Annotated in this window: 16 protein-coding genes; 6 read left to right on the top strand and 10 right to left on the bottom strand. The window is 61.9% G+C overall.

Features of this window, described 5'->3' with window-relative positions:
* Nucleotides 1–30: 30 nt before the first annotated feature.
* Nucleotides 31–1236, bottom strand: a complete 1206-nt coding sequence (locus QMK31_RS05030; RefSeq protein ID WP_283499869.1) for an IS110 family RNA-guided transposase — start codon at nucleotides 1234–1236, stop codon at nucleotides 31–33.
* 76 nt (nucleotides 1237–1312) lie between these two features.
* On the opposite strand from QMK31_RS05030, the gene QMK31_RS05025 reads away from it, so the two are divergent.
* A complete protein-coding gene (locus tag QMK31_RS05025; RefSeq protein ID WP_349361544.1) occupies nucleotides 1313–1930 on the top strand; it encodes an IS30 family transposase in 618 nt (205 codons plus the stop codon).
* 110 nt (nucleotides 1931–2040) lie between these two features.
* Here the strand turns inward: QMK31_RS05025 and QMK31_RS05020 are convergent, their stop codons facing one another.
* The 4 genes from QMK31_RS05020 to QMK31_RS05005 all read right to left on the bottom strand — a co-directional run bounded on the left by QMK31_RS05020 (nucleotide 2041) and on the right by QMK31_RS05005 (nucleotide 5203).
* Nucleotides 2041–3546 (bottom strand): DUF2142 domain-containing protein, encoded by a 1506-nt coding sequence (locus QMK31_RS05020; RefSeq protein WP_283500260.1) that lies wholly within the window; start codon nucleotides 3544–3546, stop codon nucleotides 2041–2043.
* A gap of 105 nt (nucleotides 3547–3651) precedes the next feature.
* Complete coding sequence (locus QMK31_RS05015; RefSeq protein WP_283499868.1) at nucleotides 3652–4092, bottom strand: GtrA family protein; 441 nt, start codon at nucleotides 4090–4092, stop codon at nucleotides 3652–3654.
* A gap of 4 nt (nucleotides 4093–4096) precedes the next feature.
* The gene (locus QMK31_RS05010) at nucleotides 4097–4477 is read right to left on the bottom strand and encodes a DUF2304 domain-containing protein (RefSeq protein ID WP_283499867.1); all 381 of its coding nucleotides are present in this window, start codon (nucleotides 4475–4477) and stop codon (nucleotides 4097–4099) included.
* Between the two features lie 6 nt (nucleotides 4478–4483).
* A complete protein-coding gene (locus QMK31_RS05005; protein ID WP_283499866.1) occupies nucleotides 4484–5203 on the bottom strand; it encodes a glycosyltransferase family 2 protein in 720 nt (239 codons plus the stop codon).
* A gap of 134 nt (nucleotides 5204–5337) precedes the next feature.
* Here QMK31_RS05005 and QMK31_RS05000 point away from each other — a divergent pair, with 134 nt between their 5' ends.
* Entirely contained in the window at nucleotides 5338–6978 is a 1641-nt protein-coding gene (locus QMK31_RS05000) for a DUF2142 domain-containing protein (RefSeq protein ID WP_283499865.1), read from the top strand.
* Between the two features lie 2 nt (nucleotides 6979–6980).
* Complete coding sequence (locus QMK31_RS04995) at nucleotides 6981–8141, top strand: glycosyltransferase family 4 protein (protein ID WP_283499864.1); 1161 nt, start codon at nucleotides 6981–6983, stop codon at nucleotides 8139–8141.
* Here the strand turns inward: QMK31_RS04995 and QMK31_RS04990 are convergent.
* The 3 genes from QMK31_RS04990 to QMK31_RS04980 are packed head-to-tail and all read right to left on the bottom strand — an operon-like array spanning nucleotide 8117 to nucleotide 11230.
* Nucleotides 8117–9214, bottom strand: a complete 1098-nt coding sequence (locus tag QMK31_RS04990; protein WP_283499863.1) for a glycosyltransferase family 4 protein — start codon at nucleotides 9212–9214, stop codon at nucleotides 8117–8119. The two genes, QMK31_RS04995 and QMK31_RS04990, sit on opposite strands and share 25 nt — an antisense overlap.
* Nucleotides 9215–9218: 4 nt before the next feature.
* Entirely contained in the window at nucleotides 9219–10316 is a 1098-nt protein-coding gene (locus QMK31_RS04985) for a hypothetical protein (RefSeq protein ID WP_283499862.1), read from the bottom strand.
* 41 nt (nucleotides 10317–10357) lie between these two features.
* A complete protein-coding gene (locus QMK31_RS04980) occupies nucleotides 10358–11230 on the bottom strand; it encodes a glycosyltransferase family 2 protein (RefSeq protein ID WP_283499861.1) in 873 nt (290 codons plus the stop codon).
* A 61-nt stretch (nucleotides 11231–11291) separates the two neighbouring features.
* On the opposite strand from QMK31_RS04980, the gene QMK31_RS04975 reads away from it, so the two are divergent.
* Both QMK31_RS04975 and QMK31_RS04970 read left to right on the top strand, forming a co-directional pair.
* Nucleotides 11292–12461, top strand: a complete 1170-nt coding sequence (locus QMK31_RS04975) for a glycosyltransferase family 2 protein (RefSeq protein WP_283499860.1) — start codon at nucleotides 11292–11294, stop codon at nucleotides 12459–12461.
* A 2-nt stretch (nucleotides 12462–12463) separates the two neighbouring features.
* On the top strand, nucleotides 12464–13450 hold the full coding sequence (locus tag QMK31_RS04970; RefSeq protein WP_283499859.1) for a glycosyltransferase family 2 protein: 987 nt from the start codon (nucleotides 12464–12466) through the stop codon (nucleotides 13448–13450).
* 108 nt (nucleotides 13451–13558) lie between these two features.
* Here QMK31_RS04970 and QMK31_RS04965 read toward each other — a convergent pair whose 3' ends face one another.
* Together QMK31_RS04965 and QMK31_RS04960 are read right to left on the bottom strand one after the other, a co-directional pair.
* A complete protein-coding gene (locus tag QMK31_RS04965) occupies nucleotides 13559–13975 on the bottom strand; it encodes a type II toxin-antitoxin system VapC family toxin (protein ID WP_283499858.1) in 417 nt (138 codons plus the stop codon).
* Nucleotides 13972–14223, bottom strand: coding sequence for a type II toxin-antitoxin system Phd/YefM family antitoxin (locus QMK31_RS04960; protein ID WP_283499857.1), 252 nt, complete (start codon nucleotides 14221–14223; stop codon nucleotides 13972–13974). Before QMK31_RS04960 ends, QMK31_RS04965 begins: the two co-directional genes overlap by 4 nt.
* 152 nt (nucleotides 14224–14375) lie before the next feature.
* On the opposite strand from QMK31_RS04960, the gene QMK31_RS04955 reads away from it, so the two are divergent.
* Complete coding sequence (locus tag QMK31_RS04955; protein ID WP_283499856.1) at nucleotides 14376–16076, top strand: HNH endonuclease signature motif containing protein; 1701 nt, start codon at nucleotides 14376–14378, stop codon at nucleotides 16074–16076.
* Nucleotides 16077–16147: the final 71 nt, after the last annotated feature.

Below are 16147 nucleotides of genomic sequence, written 5' to 3'. Positions count from 1 at the left end.
GACCAGCCACCCCAAGACTCACAGTCTTTGTCAAGCGATTTTGAGCATCGGGATGTCGGCTGGTTCCTGGTAGAGGGTGTGGTCGCGCAGCATTGCCCAGAGGACGTTGATGCGTCGCCGGGCGAGAGCGAGCAGCGCCTGTTTGTGGTTTTTCCCTTCGCGGCGCTTTCGGTCGTAGTAAGCCCTGGAGGCGGGGCTGTTCTTCAAGCTTGATAGTGCTGCGAGATAGCAAGTGCGTAACAGCCGCCGGTTGAATCGGCGGGGCCGGTGGTGGTTGCCGCTGATGCGACCGGAGTCTCTGGGGGCTGGTGCGACGCCTGCCACGCTGGCAAGTCGATCGGCGTTCTCAAAATTACGGAGGTCTCCACCGATGTTTGCGAGGAAGGTTGCGGCGAGTATGGGGCCGAAGCCGGGCACGCTTTCCAGGATCTCGGCGTTCTCGTGCTCGTTGAACCGGGCGGTGATGGTCGCGTCGAGTTCCCCCAGCTCCGCGTCGATCGCGGTGATCACGGCGGTCAGGCGCGACACAAGGGTGGCGGCGACAATCTCGGTGCGCAACGTCGTTTCTTGCTCACGCGCGGCGTCGATTGCTTTCTGGGCGACGGTGGCGCTGTTGCGCCAGCCGCGGGCTTTCAACCATGCCGCCAGACGCGTCACTCCCATCCGGCGAAGCGCTCCGGGCCTCTGGTAGGTCGATAAGAGCGTGAGAGCGGCTTTGCTTTTGGAGTAGTCGAACGCGCGCTCCAGCGCGGGGAAGTACTCCAGCATGGTCGCGCGGAGCCGATTGATTGCGCGCACCCGGTCGTGGATGATGTCCAGGCGTCGAGCGGTCAGGAGTTTGAGGTCAACGCTGATCTGATCACCCTCGCGAACGGGTTGGAGGTCGGTGCGCATCCGTGCCTGATCGGCGATGATTCGGGCATCTTTCGCGTCTGTCTTGCCCTCACCGCGGTAGGTCGCAGCCGCATGGTGAATGATTCTGCCCGGGATATAGAGCAGCTGCTGGCCGTGATCGGCCAGCAGGGAAATGAGGAGAGCTGCGCCGCCTGAGTTCAAATCCGTCGCCCATACGACCTCGTGCCCATCGGCGATCTCGGTGACCGTGGCGATGATTTCGAGCAGCACGGTCTCGTCGTTATCTATCCGTTGGGAGAGAAGTGTCTTCCCGGTCTGGTCGATCACGACGCAGTGATGCGCCCGCTTTCCTGCATCAATTCCCGCCCATACTGCTGGCATCTGAAGGTTCCTTCCGTCTCGTTGATAGCAGTTTCCCTGTCGATAACCACGCCGGCACGTCCTTACCTAGCGATCAATGTCGCAATTCTCAATCAGCGGTCTAGTCATCTGCGGGCAGCGGGCGGCCATTCCCAGTGAGCCGTTTATGCGGCAAGGCGATCTCAGCCATACCCGCCACCCGAGGGTGATCGACACACTACGACAGTCCCGAAATCACCCACCACAACAACGTAAGGAAGGCGACCTCGTCTGCGGAGCGTTCAACCGATCGGCGATCGCCACACTCGTGGAACGCACCACCGGTTTCCTTATACTCGTGCACCTCGGAGACAAACACGATGCCGTCACGGTCCGTAAACGGGTCGGAGCAGCGATGTCCGCCCTGCCAGCCCACCTCCGGAAAACATTGACTTGGGACCAAGGATCGGAGATGTCCGAATACCACCAATTCAAAGAAAACACGACGATCCCCGTCTACTTCTGCGACCCACACTCACCATGGCAACGAGGCTCCAACGAGAACACCAACGGACTCGTTCGGCAGTACTTCCCCAAGGGCACCAACCTCAACCTCCACAGCCCCGAACGCCTGGCTGAAGTCGCCGCCAAGATCAACGCCCGACCCCGCGAATCGCGCAATTGGGAGCCATCCCAAACGCACTTCGATAGGCTCAAAGAACTAGCCCACATTTGATCAAGTGTTGCGACGATGGCTAGATAACGCCCAGCTTCTCATGTCCGCCGACAGTCACCCTAATTATTGGGCCTTGAGCCAGGTCGCTACCCTTGTTGCCGAGACAGCGTTCAAAGCCTTTTCTTCGCGACGGGCCATCCTGGGTAGATGATCAACGCTGTGCCACAAAGGATCACAGCGTAAAGAGCCACCCACGCAATCCAACCAAACGGAGGCTGCCATTGTGGGTTTCTCACCATGTCGATCCAAAATTGGTCGGCACGAATACCTGTAACGTACCTGCGGAGAGGCCATAGGAACGCTGCGAGATGACCGAATATAGCTACGGATAGTCCCACAACCAGTACACGATTCATGGTCGGAATCCACTGTCTTCCGAGGGTGCGGTCGAGCGCTCTCCCTGCAGTGAGCATGAGAAGGATATACAGCGCCAAGTTGTATCGCCCTTGCCAGATGTATCCGCTTTCCGTGACGATGAGCGCTTGGAAGAGGGGGGGCAGCAACAGCAGCGCCAAGGCCGCGAGAATTGCGGCACTCAGCGCCCTGCCACGACCCAGCGCGAGGACCCCTAGCAAAAGCGAGCCGATGAGCGTGGCCCAAACCCAAAGCACAACGCCTGGCGCTGGCGCGTCTAGCCACCCAAAATAGCCGATAAGCCCGGTTGTGTATTCGAAGGTCTTGTCCATTGTGACCTCGAAACCCTGCCTAAAGGTTGATCCTGCGCCGCCGAAGGGCGTCGTAGAAAGCGCGTCGACCGTTGCGATCCACCAAAGGGCAAATGCGGTCGAAACAGCGATGATAGTTGCACCGATCCAGGTAATGGGATGTCGAAGTACCGCGAGGAATCGACTGAAACGATAGGACATCACCGCCAGGACGACGGCTGCGAGCAAGAAAACGAGCGACAGCCCGCGCGCGTTGGCTAGGAGTGCTGCCGCGGCAGTGAACCAGACTGTGGTGGTAACCGATTGGCGAGCGCGCCCGCTCTGTTCCAGCAGGAGAGCCAGGTTCGCGAATACGGCGCCGGTGGCCGCGATTTCGAGTGAATTTGGGTTCACGGCGGCATTTAGGTAAAGGACCATGGGGGTGACCGCGACGGCAGCAGCGATAGCGGTCCACCGGCGGCTGGTCATGAGGGCAAGAGCTTGAAACATGCTTGCGAGCAAGAGGCAGCTCAACGCCGCGCTAACCAACCGCATGGCGTAGAAACCAACCTTGCCGTCTAGAAAGAGAGATGGAAGTCCGGTGATCGCGTAATAAACGGGATTGTAATATGCAGCGCTCGTTGAAACAGACGTCTCTTGGGTGACATCAACCAGATTTATTGCTGCGCAACTCGGTGCCACATCGGCCTGAAATGCGAAGCAGGTTAACTCGTGACTAAGGGCAACCCATTTTGGAACGATGACTTCCGGGAAGGGGCTTTCGGCTGTGACTGTGCCCGTGAGTTCGCCGCGAACGACCGCGGCGGCTTTGATAGCGTGCGAAGGCTCATCCGGGACACTCATTAGCGGGGATGCCGCAGCCCAGCAGCCGCTTAGTGCTAGTAAGGCAAAAAACGCGACTAGGAAAGTGTGCCACGCCCTAGGGTAGCTTGCCGACGTCGCGGGAGGCATTCGTTTTGCTTTCGACAGGGCACGGTGCGGGAGGACACTGGACATGGAGGGCCTTTCGAATGCTGGATGTGTGCTTGGGTGGGCTCCTGATGACGTTCTCGTCATTCAAGAACGCTCGGTGGTACTGGCCCCAGCGAAAACCCAGTAGCGGAAGATGAAGTAGTTCCATCCCGTGGTGATGATCGTGGCCGCTATTTTGCCTACGCTCCAACCAAAAGCAGATAGATCCACAACCCAAACAATGCCGATTGTGGCCAACGTGTTCGCCCCGAGAAGCACAAGGTATCTGAGCAGAGTACGTCCATGGCCGGCATCCGAACCGAAGGAGAAGGCCCGCTGAAGCGAGTAGTTGAAGACGAAAGTCAGTAGGAAAGCCGATCCGGTCGCCAACCACAGCTGCCAGCCGAACACTTGGTAAAAAAGGGCTAGTAAGCCAATGTCTATCAGGAAGCTCATGCCTCCAATGATCAGATACCGCACCACGCTGTGGCGAAATAGAACAGCAATCGTGTTTCTGACCGTGACGAACGAGTGATCGCGTGTCATCGGGCTACTTGTCGCGTGCGTCTGGCTGGCTATCTAGACGCTCCGCGAGACGGCCCAGGCGCAGCTCAATTAGGGATGTGTGTTCCGCTAGGGTGCGCGTCTTCTCCTCGAGTGTGGTGAGTTCAGAACTGTGCTGCACGGTGACGAAGAACAAGATGATGATGCTTACGAAAAACGCCAGATTGCTGGGCACTTCCACCCCAACAACGGAAGAGGCCCATTCCAATGTTGCGGGGAAGACGCTCACCACGACGGATAGGAGTGCTGCCAGAAGCCACCAAAACGCATGGCGTTCTCTGAACCGTTGGCGTCGTAACATCTCAACGACCGACAGTAATGCGACGCTCGCGGCCGCGATTGCGAAGAAGTAGGAGACAGAGTTCATGGGCTGTTACCTTTTACTCGAAATGGGCGTGCGCCATAGTGCGATGATCAAGGCCATCCCGGCACGGCCAAGGTAGATGGCGCTCTTCAGCGGATTGTGCGACGGAACGCCGCCAGCGCGGGGACGCATCCCTACAGGAACCTGGGTCACCGAATAGCCTGCACGGGAAGCGAGCACGAGAGACTCAATCGTGTCCCCGAGGTACTCCGCCGGATAGTGAACGGAGAACAGCTGCACGGCCCGTGGCCCTGCTGCCTTGAAACCGCTCGTCACGTCGGTTAGGGGCGTCTTTGCGATTTTGCTGATGATCGTTGAAAGGAGCTTCATCGCCCACTTCCGGGGGCCGCTGACCTCGTAATCACCGGTGCCTGCAAACCGCGCACCGATGACGATGTCGGCAGTGTCGAGCCGCGCGACGAGTTCGGGAACGTTTCGAGGGTCGTGCTGGCCGTCTGCATCGAGCTGGACAACGTTGTCAAAACCGTTGGAGACGGCGTACAAGAATCCCAGCCGCATGGCGCCGCCGACCCCCAAATTGAACGGGAGCGTCAACACGACAGCCCCGGCCCGAGCGGCGGCTTCGGCGGTCCTGTCAGTGGAGCCGTCACTTACAACGAGGCACGCTACACCCGGAAGCGTCGTCAACACCTCGGTTACGACTGCGCCCACGACTTCTTCTTCGTTGAATGCAGGCATCACAATGAGAGTTTTTTCGAGCAACGGCATGACGCTCATTCTAGCGAGAGGTGTCGATGGGGCCAGTTCGCGGCACATATGCTGGGGCCCCAACGGAAGAAGTGCTCGGTTAGCCTATATGTGGCACGCCCAGTGCCAAAGAAATCTGGCGGGAGCCTGAACGAGTGTCACTGAATTCTCTATCGACTATGGAGGCTCCGTCCAACGAACCGCCCATCGGCCTCGGCGCACGTGGTCCACGGCGTGTTTTCTGGTCTGCCTTTCTATTTTTCGCCCTTTTGGCTACGGTTTGGTCGCTGGCCAGCCCGATCTTCTCGGTGCCAGACGAGAATGCCCACGCTACAAAGGCAATCGCCCAGGTGCGTGGTCAGGTTCTCGGATACAGCGTCCCTGGCGTCAAACACACAGTGGTTGACCTGCCGCCGGAGTATTCCTACAGCCAGAGCATGTTGTGCTATTTGTTCGCGCCAGAAACTCCAGCTGCGTGCGATTTCGCGCTCGGTGATGAAGGAGGTCTTGACTGGTTTCCGACATGGGTGAGCGCATATAACCCCCTGTACTACTACGCCGTTGGATGGCCAACGTTGATGCTCGACGGCTCCGCGGGAATCTACGCCATGCGCATCATTAGTGGGCTGCTGTGCGCTGCCTTCGCGGGTCTGGCTTTTCAGATCGCGATGTCGGCGCGGCGATCTCGATGGATGCCTCTCGGCCTTGCTTTCGTTTTCACGCCAATGATCACGTACTTATGCGGTTCGGTAAATCCGAACGGGCTTGAAATCGCCGCATCCGCAGCGTTGTGGGTTTCACTTCTTCGCCTGTTGCAACACTTCAACGGACACAATGACGGTACTGTTTCGGTGCTTTCCCGTCGGTATCTGTGGTTTGCCGTAGCCATTTCGTCGATTGTGCTCGTCACCACACGATCGTTAGGACCATTGTGGCTTGTGGTTATTGTGCTGATGTGCTTTCTGGCGTGCGGTTGGAGTCCTGTTAAACGCCTTTTCACGACTGGCTCGAGCTATGTAGCGTTGGCCTTCATCGCGGCTGGCGGCATCTTCTCGATTGCGTGGACATTTTTTGGCGGAAGCCTATCGGGGCAGGCGGAGGCATCTGATGCTCCTCTTGTCGGCGCATCGTTTGTTGAGGGCTTCACTCATACGCTGCGAGCGACGCCGGATTACGTGTTGCAAGCACTCGGGTTCTTCGGTTGGCTTGACACACCGCTTCCTGAGCACGTCTATTGGCTGTTTGTGGCCGCGTTCTCACTTCTCGTAATTCTGGCTTTCGCTGTCGCCGCAAGACGGAGCCTGCTGACGATGACCGTCATTTTGGCCGCAGCCCTCTTCGTCCCTCCACTGGTGCAGGGATACAGCGTGAGCCAGACGGGAATCATCTGGCAGGGTCGCTACGGGCTTTTCCTCTATGTCGGTGTTGCCATCGTCGCTGCGTGGATACTGTCTGGTAGGGACGGGGCTCGAGTAGCAAATCTTGCTCCAAGGGTTTCTTTGATGGCCGGCATCCTTCTGGCCTCATATTCTGTCGTTGCTTTCATGATTGTGATGAAACGCTACGTGGTGGGCAAGGGGCACCCTGTAAGCATTATGCTCACTGATCCGGCATGGCAACCGCCGCTCGGCTGGATAACACTCCTGACCGTGTTCGCCTTGACGTCCATCGGTTTTGCCATCTGGTGCAGTTGGTTGGCTATACGCCAACCAGATGTCATCTTGAGTTCGGCGAGCAACGAAAGCGTGCTCGAGGACAACTTGCCGACCAACCCCCGCGGGACCGGCCACTCTTGAACGTGCTTGAGCCACGCGTAGCGATCGCCTACGACTGCTTCTTTCCGATCAACTCGGGCGGCGGCGAGCGAGTGTATCGACGGATGGCCGAGATGCTCACCGATCGAGGGAGCGAGGTCGACTATGTAACGCGGGGTCAGTGGGATGGCCCGGCCCCGGAGGCGACCTTTTCGGTCGTGCCGGTGTGGCACGGGGCGATCTACAACAGCGCGGGCACGCGAACGCCGGTGAGCGCCGTGAAGTTTGCATTGGCGCTTTTTCGCCATTTTCGAGCGCGCCGCGACAACTACGACGTGGTCATCGTCAGCGCGCTGCCTGTGCTCAACGTCTTTGCGGTGCAACTGGCGTTGGCCGGAAGCAAGACCTTCGTCGTGTCCGACTGGCTCGAGGTGTGGGGCTGGCGCCAGTGGCGCGCCTACTCGGGGGCGCTGATGGGCACCGTCGCCTCGCTGCTTCAGTTTGTCGCCATTCGCCTTGGCAACCTTCACACCGTGAACAGTCACTTCACCGGCTCACGTATTCGGAGCTATCGCCGGGGAGCAGCTCCGGTCACATTGGGGCTGATCGACCTCGTCGGTGCCGCACCCGACGCGACGGCCAAACGCGGCGACGAGCCGTACCTGATTTTCGTCGGCCGGCACATCGCCGACAAGCGACTCATCGACTTGCTGCCCGCCCTGCGGGAGGCGCGCACACAGATTCACGATCTACGCCTGCTGATCGTGGGGTCCGGGCCCGAAACGGCCGCCGTCGCCACGCGCATCACCGAGCTGGGTCTCGACGACGCTGTCACGCTCGCCGGTCGGGTCAGCGATGAGGAACTACACACCCTGCTGGCCGGCGCCCGGGCACTGGTCAACCCGTCACGCCGTGAGGGATTTGGGCTGGTTGTCGCCGAGGCGGCCGCGGTGGCTACCCCGAGCGTAGTCGTGGCCGGCCCCGACAATGCGGCTGCCGAGCTGGTTCACAACGGTGTCAACGGCTCCGTGGCACCGTCAGTGAAACCCGACGATCTTGCCGCGGCCATTGTGGCGGTCGTGGCCGCCGGCGAGCCCCTGCGGCGATCCACGCACAATTGGTTCGAGCAGCAACGCACGGCGGGCGGTCTCAGCCACTCGATCGACCAGATCTTGCAGGCCTACCGTTCTTTCAGGACCCGCTGAAACGATTCGAGCGTTTGCTGCGCGGTGCGATCCCAGGTGAACTCTTTGGCCCGAGCCAGCCCAGTCGTCGCAAGACGCGCCAACTTGGTGGGCGACGACAAGAGCTCGCCGATACTGTCGGCGAGCCGGGCGGCGTCGTGAGCGTCGACGTACCCGGCCGCGTCACCGGCGACCTCACGCAGCACTGGAATGTCGGAGCACAGTACCGGGCAACCATGCGCCATCGCTTCGAGAACCGGTAGCCCGAAGCCCTCGAAGAATGTCGGAAATACAAACAGGGTTGACTCGGCGTACAGCGTGTCCAGCTCTTCGGGGGTGAGCCAGCCACGCAACGACACCCACTTCTGAAGTCCGAGGTCACGAACGAGCGGGGTGAGCGGGTCGTCACCGTGACTGCCAGAAATCACCAGGTGTGGTCGCGTCTGTTCCGGCAGCAGCGCGAGCGCCGCGAGCAGCGTCGAGAAGTTTTTGTGCGGCATCCGGTTGCCGACGGCTAGTAGTTGGTCGGTGCGCCGCGCGACTGTGGGGGTCGCTGTGCCCCGCGTCTCGCCGGCCAGTGGGATCACGTCGACCGGGGTGCGTTTGATGTGCAGGTAGCGGCGGATGTCGGTGCGGGAGGCTGCGCTGATTGTGAGAACTCGGCGGGCGGTGCGCGCACCCAATCGAATGAGGATGCGCAGGATGAGCGAGTAGGCGCCGGGGACATACTCCGGATGCCGAAAGGGCAGCAGGTCGTGGATCGTCATGACGACCGGAACACGTGAATGGAGCGGACCCAGGTTGGCCGGGCAATGGATGAGCGAGGCGCGGCGGCGGTGCGCGAACCCGGCAACGCTGAACAACTCGCCGCGCGCCCACGCCACCCGGTTTTCGCCGCTGATGCCGGAATCGATCACGTCGCCGGGAAACCAAGAGGTGTCGCCCGCGGCGAGTTCGCTCGAGGCGAGGGCTATGAATCGAACACCTGCATCTTCACTCGGCAGGCGGCTGTATACCTCGCAAACATATGACTCCATGCCGCCCTTCTTGCCCGTGAAGAACAGCAGGTCGACCAAAATTAGCGGTAGCGGCATTGAATTAGTCCTTGGTCACCAGCGCGGTTTGGGAGCGGCGGGCACCTTCGTAGATCACCGCGGAAATCAGTTCGGCCACGAGCATTCCAGTGAAAACCCAGACGATGTTCTGGGTTACGAGCCCCAGCCCGGCAAGAGCAAATGTGATGGCGGCGACGATCGCACGCAGTCCGGTCAGCAGGCGTACCGCGCCCATGCGCCTCAGGGCAGCAAAGGGGATTGTCGTCAGTAGCGACGTGGCTCGCCACGCGCAGGCGACGGCGAGCGGCAGCGCAGTGTCTGAGAGAGACCAGGCCGAACCGAAGATGAAACCGAACGTGCCGGTCGCTTCGAGAATGCCCAGTGCAACGATGGCCCCCAACAAGGCGAGCCCGGACACCCCGATATCGAGTCGGGAGTGCTCCTTGAGGAGCCGAAGTCGCAAGAAGTTGAGCGGAATCGCCAGCAACCCTGACACCGTTGAGATGGCGGTGAAAATGATGGCCTGAGCCGGACCGATGAACGCCAGAATCATCACGTTCAGAAGTGGATAGATGACACCGGTAATAGAAGTGTCTGCAACCACCCAACCCATGACGGCCGGGTCGGGCCGGCTGGGCTGATGCGCTACCGGCAGGGATCGCACACAGGTGGCGAGGGCGATTCCGACGACCAGGGGAATCATTCCCCAGGTCTGGGCGGTGAATGCCACGAGCACTCCAGCCAGTGCTCCAGAGCCGACCAGAACGGATGCCCAGATCTCACGAGTGTCGAGACGCTCGGCAACGGACACCCCACGGCCGACCTCGAGCGAGGCCAGCAGCACCGGAAGGGCAACGCACAGCACGACCGCACTACTGGAGTTGAAGCCCACGATGATCGCAGTCAACACCGACAGCGCGGCGAGCCAGAGCGGAAACGTTACCCGTCGGGCCGTTGCGGCCGAGCTGAGTCGTGATTCGATCACGACCGCGAAGGTCACCTGACCGGCGAAGGTGGCAAGCATCACAGCAACGGCGATGGCGCCCTGTTCTTCCAAAGTGAATTGGCGAGCTGAGATGGCGACTGTCGCGGCCGGAATGACGGCCAAGGAGACGCCCCCGAGCAGGGTGATGAGCGACATTGCCGCGCCGCGGAGCCGAATTTGCGGTGGCAGGGACAGGCTCATCGATCGACCGCCGTCGTCGTGTTCTTGCCGACGCAGCGGCCGGTGAGGCCTTCGAATCGGCCCACGAAAACCCACCAGCCATCCGCTATGTGAAACGATGACCGATTTCGCGCGCCGAAAAGCAGCCCCCCGGCGAGCGCGGCTGCTCGCCAGTACAGCGGGTACTCCCAGACGCTGAGCAGGCGACCGAACCCGCGGGCATAGGTGCGCAACTTGCGTCGACGCTGGCTGTTGGATAGCCCATGCGGGTCGGAGATGCCGCCGATTGCGATGTCGGCCGGCAACCACACAAAAGAATCGGCCTGGCCGGCGTGCATAAGACGCAGCAGAAGATCGGTGGCCTCGCCCGACTGCCACGGCGTCAAGGCTCCGGTGCCGATCGACTCCGTGAAACCGCCTAGTGAGGTGAACACGCTGCGGCGCATGACCAGGCCCATCTCGATGACGGTCCAGATGTTCCAGCGGTCTAGAGGCGTTCCCGCAGCGGGTAGGTGAAATTTCGGGCCATTCTCGTCCGTGACGGTGAGTGCGCCGGCGCTTGCCGCACTCGGCGTGGACCGTATACCGGCGATTGTGCCGGGAGGAAACCAGGTTGTGTCGTTTGGAAAGTGCAGGAGGTAGTCCTCACCGGCCGGGAGAGCCTCGGCACCGGCATTGCGCCCCCGCGAGGCGCCCAGCGCTGACGTGGTCACGACGATGTCGCAACCGATGGTGGCGAAATCCCTGACGAGAGTTTCGACCGCTTTTAGATTGCGCTGCGCGACGATTACGATGGCGTCTTCGGCGACGACTTGGCCCTCGAGTGACTGGAGGAGTCGGCGCAACCCCTGCTCGCGGCCGAGGGTGGTGATGACGAGGCCAATGTTCATAGTGCACTAAGTCTGTACGATTGGGGACGCACCGCAGAACATAGACAGGACCTACACGCACATGCAACAAACTTCGACGATCGAACTGACGATCCTCATGCCCTGTCTGAACGAAGCTGAGACCCTGGCGGTCTGCGTCAACAAGGCCCTCGGATATCTCGAGCGCAGCGGGGTGGTCGGCGAAGTTTTAATCGCCGATAACGGCAGTACCGATGGATCACAGCAGATCGCCGAGTCACTTGGAGCTCGCGTCGTCGCTATTGCAGAGAAGGGCTACGGAAGCGCCCTCAACGGTGGCATCGAGCATGCCCGCGGCACGTATGTGATCATGGGCGACGCCGACGACAGCTACGACTTCAGCAGCCTGGACGGCTTTGTTGAGCGCCTGCGCGCGGGCGACGAACTTGTCATGGGCAACCGCTTTCGTGGCGGTATCGAGCCCGGAGCCATGCCGCCGTTGCACAAGTACCTCGGTAACCCGGTGCTGTCCTGGATCGGGCGCATGCTGTTTCGCTCGCCCATCAAAGACTTTCACTGCGGCCTGCGCGGGTTCAATCGTCAGTCGATGCTCGACCTGCACTTGCAGACCACCGGAATGGAATTCGCCAGCGAAATGGTCGTCAAGTCGACCCTCGGCGGCTCTCGCGTCAGTGAGGTGCCGACCACGCTCGCGAAAGACGGTCGCAGTCGCCCGCCGCACCTGCGGAGTTGGCGCGACGGCTGGCGCCACCTGCGCTTTCTGCTCATCTTCAGCCCGCGCTGGCTGTTCCTGATCCCCGGGACCGCTGCGTTCGTGCTGGGGTTCGTGGGGGTAATGCTGCTGGGCTTTGGTCCGGTGGTGTTCGGCCGCATTGGGTTTACCTACTCTTCTCAGCTGTATCTCGCCGCGCTCACCGTGGTTGGCTATCAATCCGTGTTGTTTGCCATTCTCACCAAGATCTATGCGCAGCGCGAAGGATTTCGCATTCCGCGCAGCCGCAACTTCGACCGCCTGGAAAAGCGCATCAGCCTCGAGAGCGGGGCATTGGTCGGATTGCTTCTCTTCATCATCGGTCTCGGTATTGCGGTCGGCCAGCTTGTCGGCTGGGCGTCGAACGACTTTGGTCCCCTTGAAGCAGGCGCCACCCTACGCGCGGCCATCCCGGCCGCGCTGCTCATGATGCTGGGCTCCCAGACGATCATGGCTGGCATGTTTCTCGGTGTGCTGTCGGTCGGCGTGAAACGCCGCTAACTATGAGTGTGTCTGTCGCCCTGTGCACCTACAACGGTGCGGCCTATCTCGCTGAGCAACTGGACAGCATCCTCAACCAAACGGTGCTGCCGGGGCAGATCGTTGTCTCTGATGATGGGTCGACGGATGCCTCGCTCGCCATCGCTCGGCGCGTCGTTTCAGACTGGCTTCGCGAGAACCCGAGTTCAGCGCTCGACCTGATCGTGCTGCAGAACGCGAAGGCGCTCGGGGTGACGGCGAACTTTGAGCAGGCGCTCGCCGCGTGCACCGGCGACCTCATTGCGCTCTGCGATCAGGACGACGTCTGGCTGCCCCAACGCCTTGAGCGCATGACCGCCGAATTCGATCGTCGGCCCGGCCTGTTGCTGCTGCACGCCGAGGCTCGTCTCGTCGACGCGGTCGGGAACCCGCTCGGGCTGACCCTGTTGCAGACGCTCGGAGTGTCAGATGCCGACCGCGCTGGCGTGCACGAGGGGCATGCCTTTGACGCCCTGCTCCGGCGCAACATCGTCACAGGCGCGACCATGATGGTGCGGCGCGAGCTCGTAGCGGCCGCGACGCCGTTTCCTGCTGCCTGGGTGCACGATGAGTGGCTGGCCATGGTTGCTGCTGCCACCGGAATGGTGGACCTGCTCGACGAGCCGCTCACCGACTACCGGCAGCACGGTAACAATCAGATCGGTGTGACCACGCTCGACGCCTCCGGCAAGCTCGGGCGGCTGCGGGCACCGCGCACCGCGCGGAACGCTCGCCTGTTAGCCCGGTCCGAAGCGCTGCAGCACCGGGCGTCGGGGTTCGAGCCGGCGGCATCCGCTGCGGTATTGGCGCTGATCGATGCGAAACTGACGCACGAGCGCATGCGCAGCGCGCTTTCGCAGCACCGCCTGCTTCGGGTTGCGCCGATTGTGCGGGGCTGGCGCCGAGGCGACTACACCCGGTTCGGCCTGGGGCTGCAAGACGTGCTGCGCGATTTGGTGCAGCCGGTCTGAGCCCTCGCCCGGCGAGTCTGGCTGCCGGCATCCGCTTTCTGGTGGCGCGCGCTCCTCGATGGGTTGCGGCATTCGCTGCTGAAGGGCGAAAAGTTGAACGGATGCATCTCACTGAGGCTCAGCTAGCTCCGTCCGGGGGGTATATACGCGCAGACCGACGGCCTCGGCTGCCGCCTGCTGGCGAGCATCGTACGTGATGAACTCGTTTGCCGAGGCTTGGAGCGCTGCGGCGATGTGGAGGGCGTCCAGACTCCGCAGGCTGGTGCCAGTGAGGAGCCCGGCTTCGCGGAAGACGCTGCGGTCCATGTCCATCAAGGCCAGTCGTGAGAGCACGTCAGTGACCGCGGTTTGTGGTATTCCTGTTCGCGTGGCCAGGCGCCGCAACTCGGTTTCCAGCAGACATGCCGAGACGAGGTCGGCGTGCCCGGCCGCGACCCTGTCGTCTAGGTGCGCCCGGAGCGCTTGGCTCTCTGGTTCGTCCGCGAGCAGCTTGGCGACGGCAGAGGTATCCAGGTAGGTGATCAACGCTCGGCGCGCAGGTCGTGCAGGGCAGACTCGGTGCTCTCCGCAGCAGTGAAGAGTGGTAGGTCTGAAAACCCTCCGCGGGTTAGGGGCGGTTGGTGCCGAATGCCGCCGAGCGGTGCGGCGGGCGGTGGGGACAGTACGGCGACAACCTCGCCGTGATTGGTGATCTGGAGAGTCTCGCCATCCCGAACGGCGCGGAGCACCTCAGCGCTGTTGTTGCGTAGGTCACGATGAGCGATTGTTCTCATACCGTGAGTGTAGCAGGCGTAGCAGTTAGGGTGCCAAGGGGCTGGCCCACTTTCCATTTGGCGCCGCTCCTCCACGGATTTCAGTTCGATTTGTTATCCACAGATTATGAGCTTTTCTCGGTAATTCACGTGTGGAGTGAGAGAATGGGGGTATGAACAACCTCGCTGATGAGCTTCGCCGGGCGGCCGATCAGGTCGCTTCTCTGGGCGATTGCAGCGCGGCTTTCGACGCCCTGTCAGAGGTTGAGGTGCTGGCCGGTCAGCAGTTGTTGGCCGAGGCGCGGCGGCTTCTCGATGTGTTTGCGGCGTGGATGGCCGGTACCGTCGCCCGCCGCTCGCGGCCGGAGCTGGGCCGGGCGGGTTTGGCGGCACGGCAGGGGTTCGCCACTCCTGAGGCGATGATTCAGCACGTGAACGGTTCCAGCCGCGGGGAGGCGGTGAAGCTTGTCATGTCGGGCATTCTGATCGGCGAAACGGATGCTGCAGAAAAGCTGGCGGCCGACCAAGCGGCCAAGCGAGCAGCGGAATTGCTGCTGAACCCTCCGAATAATCGTGACCTCTGCGAAGTGCAATCTGAGATCGTGGAGCTGCCGTGGCAGGCACCGATCGTGCACGCCGTCGCTGCCGGAAACCTCACGGTCGACCAGGCCGACGCACTGCGACGCGGCCTCGGTGAGATCGACCTGGCCGTATCGGCCCAGATTCTTCGGGACGCGCTCACGGCACTGGTGCCGGAGGTCACCGGGCTCAACGTGGAGTCGGTGTACCGGCGGGCTCGCCGCTTACGGGACCAGCTCGACGAAGCCGGCATCCGGGCCAGGGAGAAGCAGGCCCGCGACGACACCAGCTTCAAACTGTTTCGCCGCCAGGACGGCATGGTCGTGCTCAGCGGGCTGCTCGCACCGGAGCAGGGCGAGTACTGGCTGAGCGCTTACGACTGCCTCACCAGCCCGCGCCGTCGCGGCGGCGTGCGCTTCGTCGACCCCGAGCAGGAAGCGTGGGCCGACCGGGTGCGCAACGACCCCCGCACCGTCGACCAGATCGCCGCCGATTGCTTCACAGCGCTGCTCAAGACCGGCTCTGACGCCGACCCCACCAAGGTGTACGGCGGACGCCAGCCGGCAGTGCGCATCATCGTCACCCAGGCCGACCTTCAACGGGCCGGGCTGGCCGTACCGCGTGGGGTGAAGGTGACTGGCGCTGACGCGAACAGCCCGAAGCCGGACGCCTCAGACCGCACCGGAAGCGAAGCACGGGGTAACGCTCGACCGGGCGCGGGAGCCGCCGCCGCGACGCCGAGAGCCGGCTCGCCGGCTCTGACCGAATCAATTGCTTCACAACCAACTCCACCAGCATCGGTTCCTCCCCAATCACCAAAACGCGTCGGGCACGGTTTTCTCGAGGGAAACCTGGCCCCGATTTCACTCGAAACGGTGCAGAAATACCTGTGTGACACCGGCCAGTTGCGGCTGCTGGTAGACGAGGCGGGGCATCCGCTGAAATTGGGCCGCACCGCACGCACCTTCAGCGAGGCGCAACGCGTGGCCATGGGTGTGCGCGATGGCGGTTGCATGTTTCCGGGCTGCGACATGCCACCCTCCCGAACGGAGGCGCACCACGCCGACCAGTGGGTGCGTGACAACGGCGCGACCGACATCGAACGTGGACTGTTGTTCTGCGGGCCCTGCCACCGCCGTCTTCACCAGGAAGGCTGGCGAGTGATTGGCGAGCCTGGCGAGTTCTGGCTGCAACCACCCGCGACCATCGACCCGACGCAGACGCTGATTGCGCTCGCCAGCAAAAGCCCGCTCATGCTCGAATTCAAACGGCAGCGAAATGCGGAAGCCTGCTGACGCACTCGTCTGCAGGCACGGGATAGGCAAGACCCACACCGTTGGTCGTCTGGCGGTGACGGTGGGCTCGA

This window comes from Cryobacterium sp. PH31-O1 (genome assembly GCF_030063455.1).
In the GTDB taxonomy this organism is placed as follows: Bacteria; Actinomycetota; Actinomycetes; order Actinomycetales; family Microbacteriaceae; genus Cryobacterium.
Note: the sequence above shows the minus strand (reverse complement) of the source record. Positions and strands in the feature narration are given on the sequence as shown.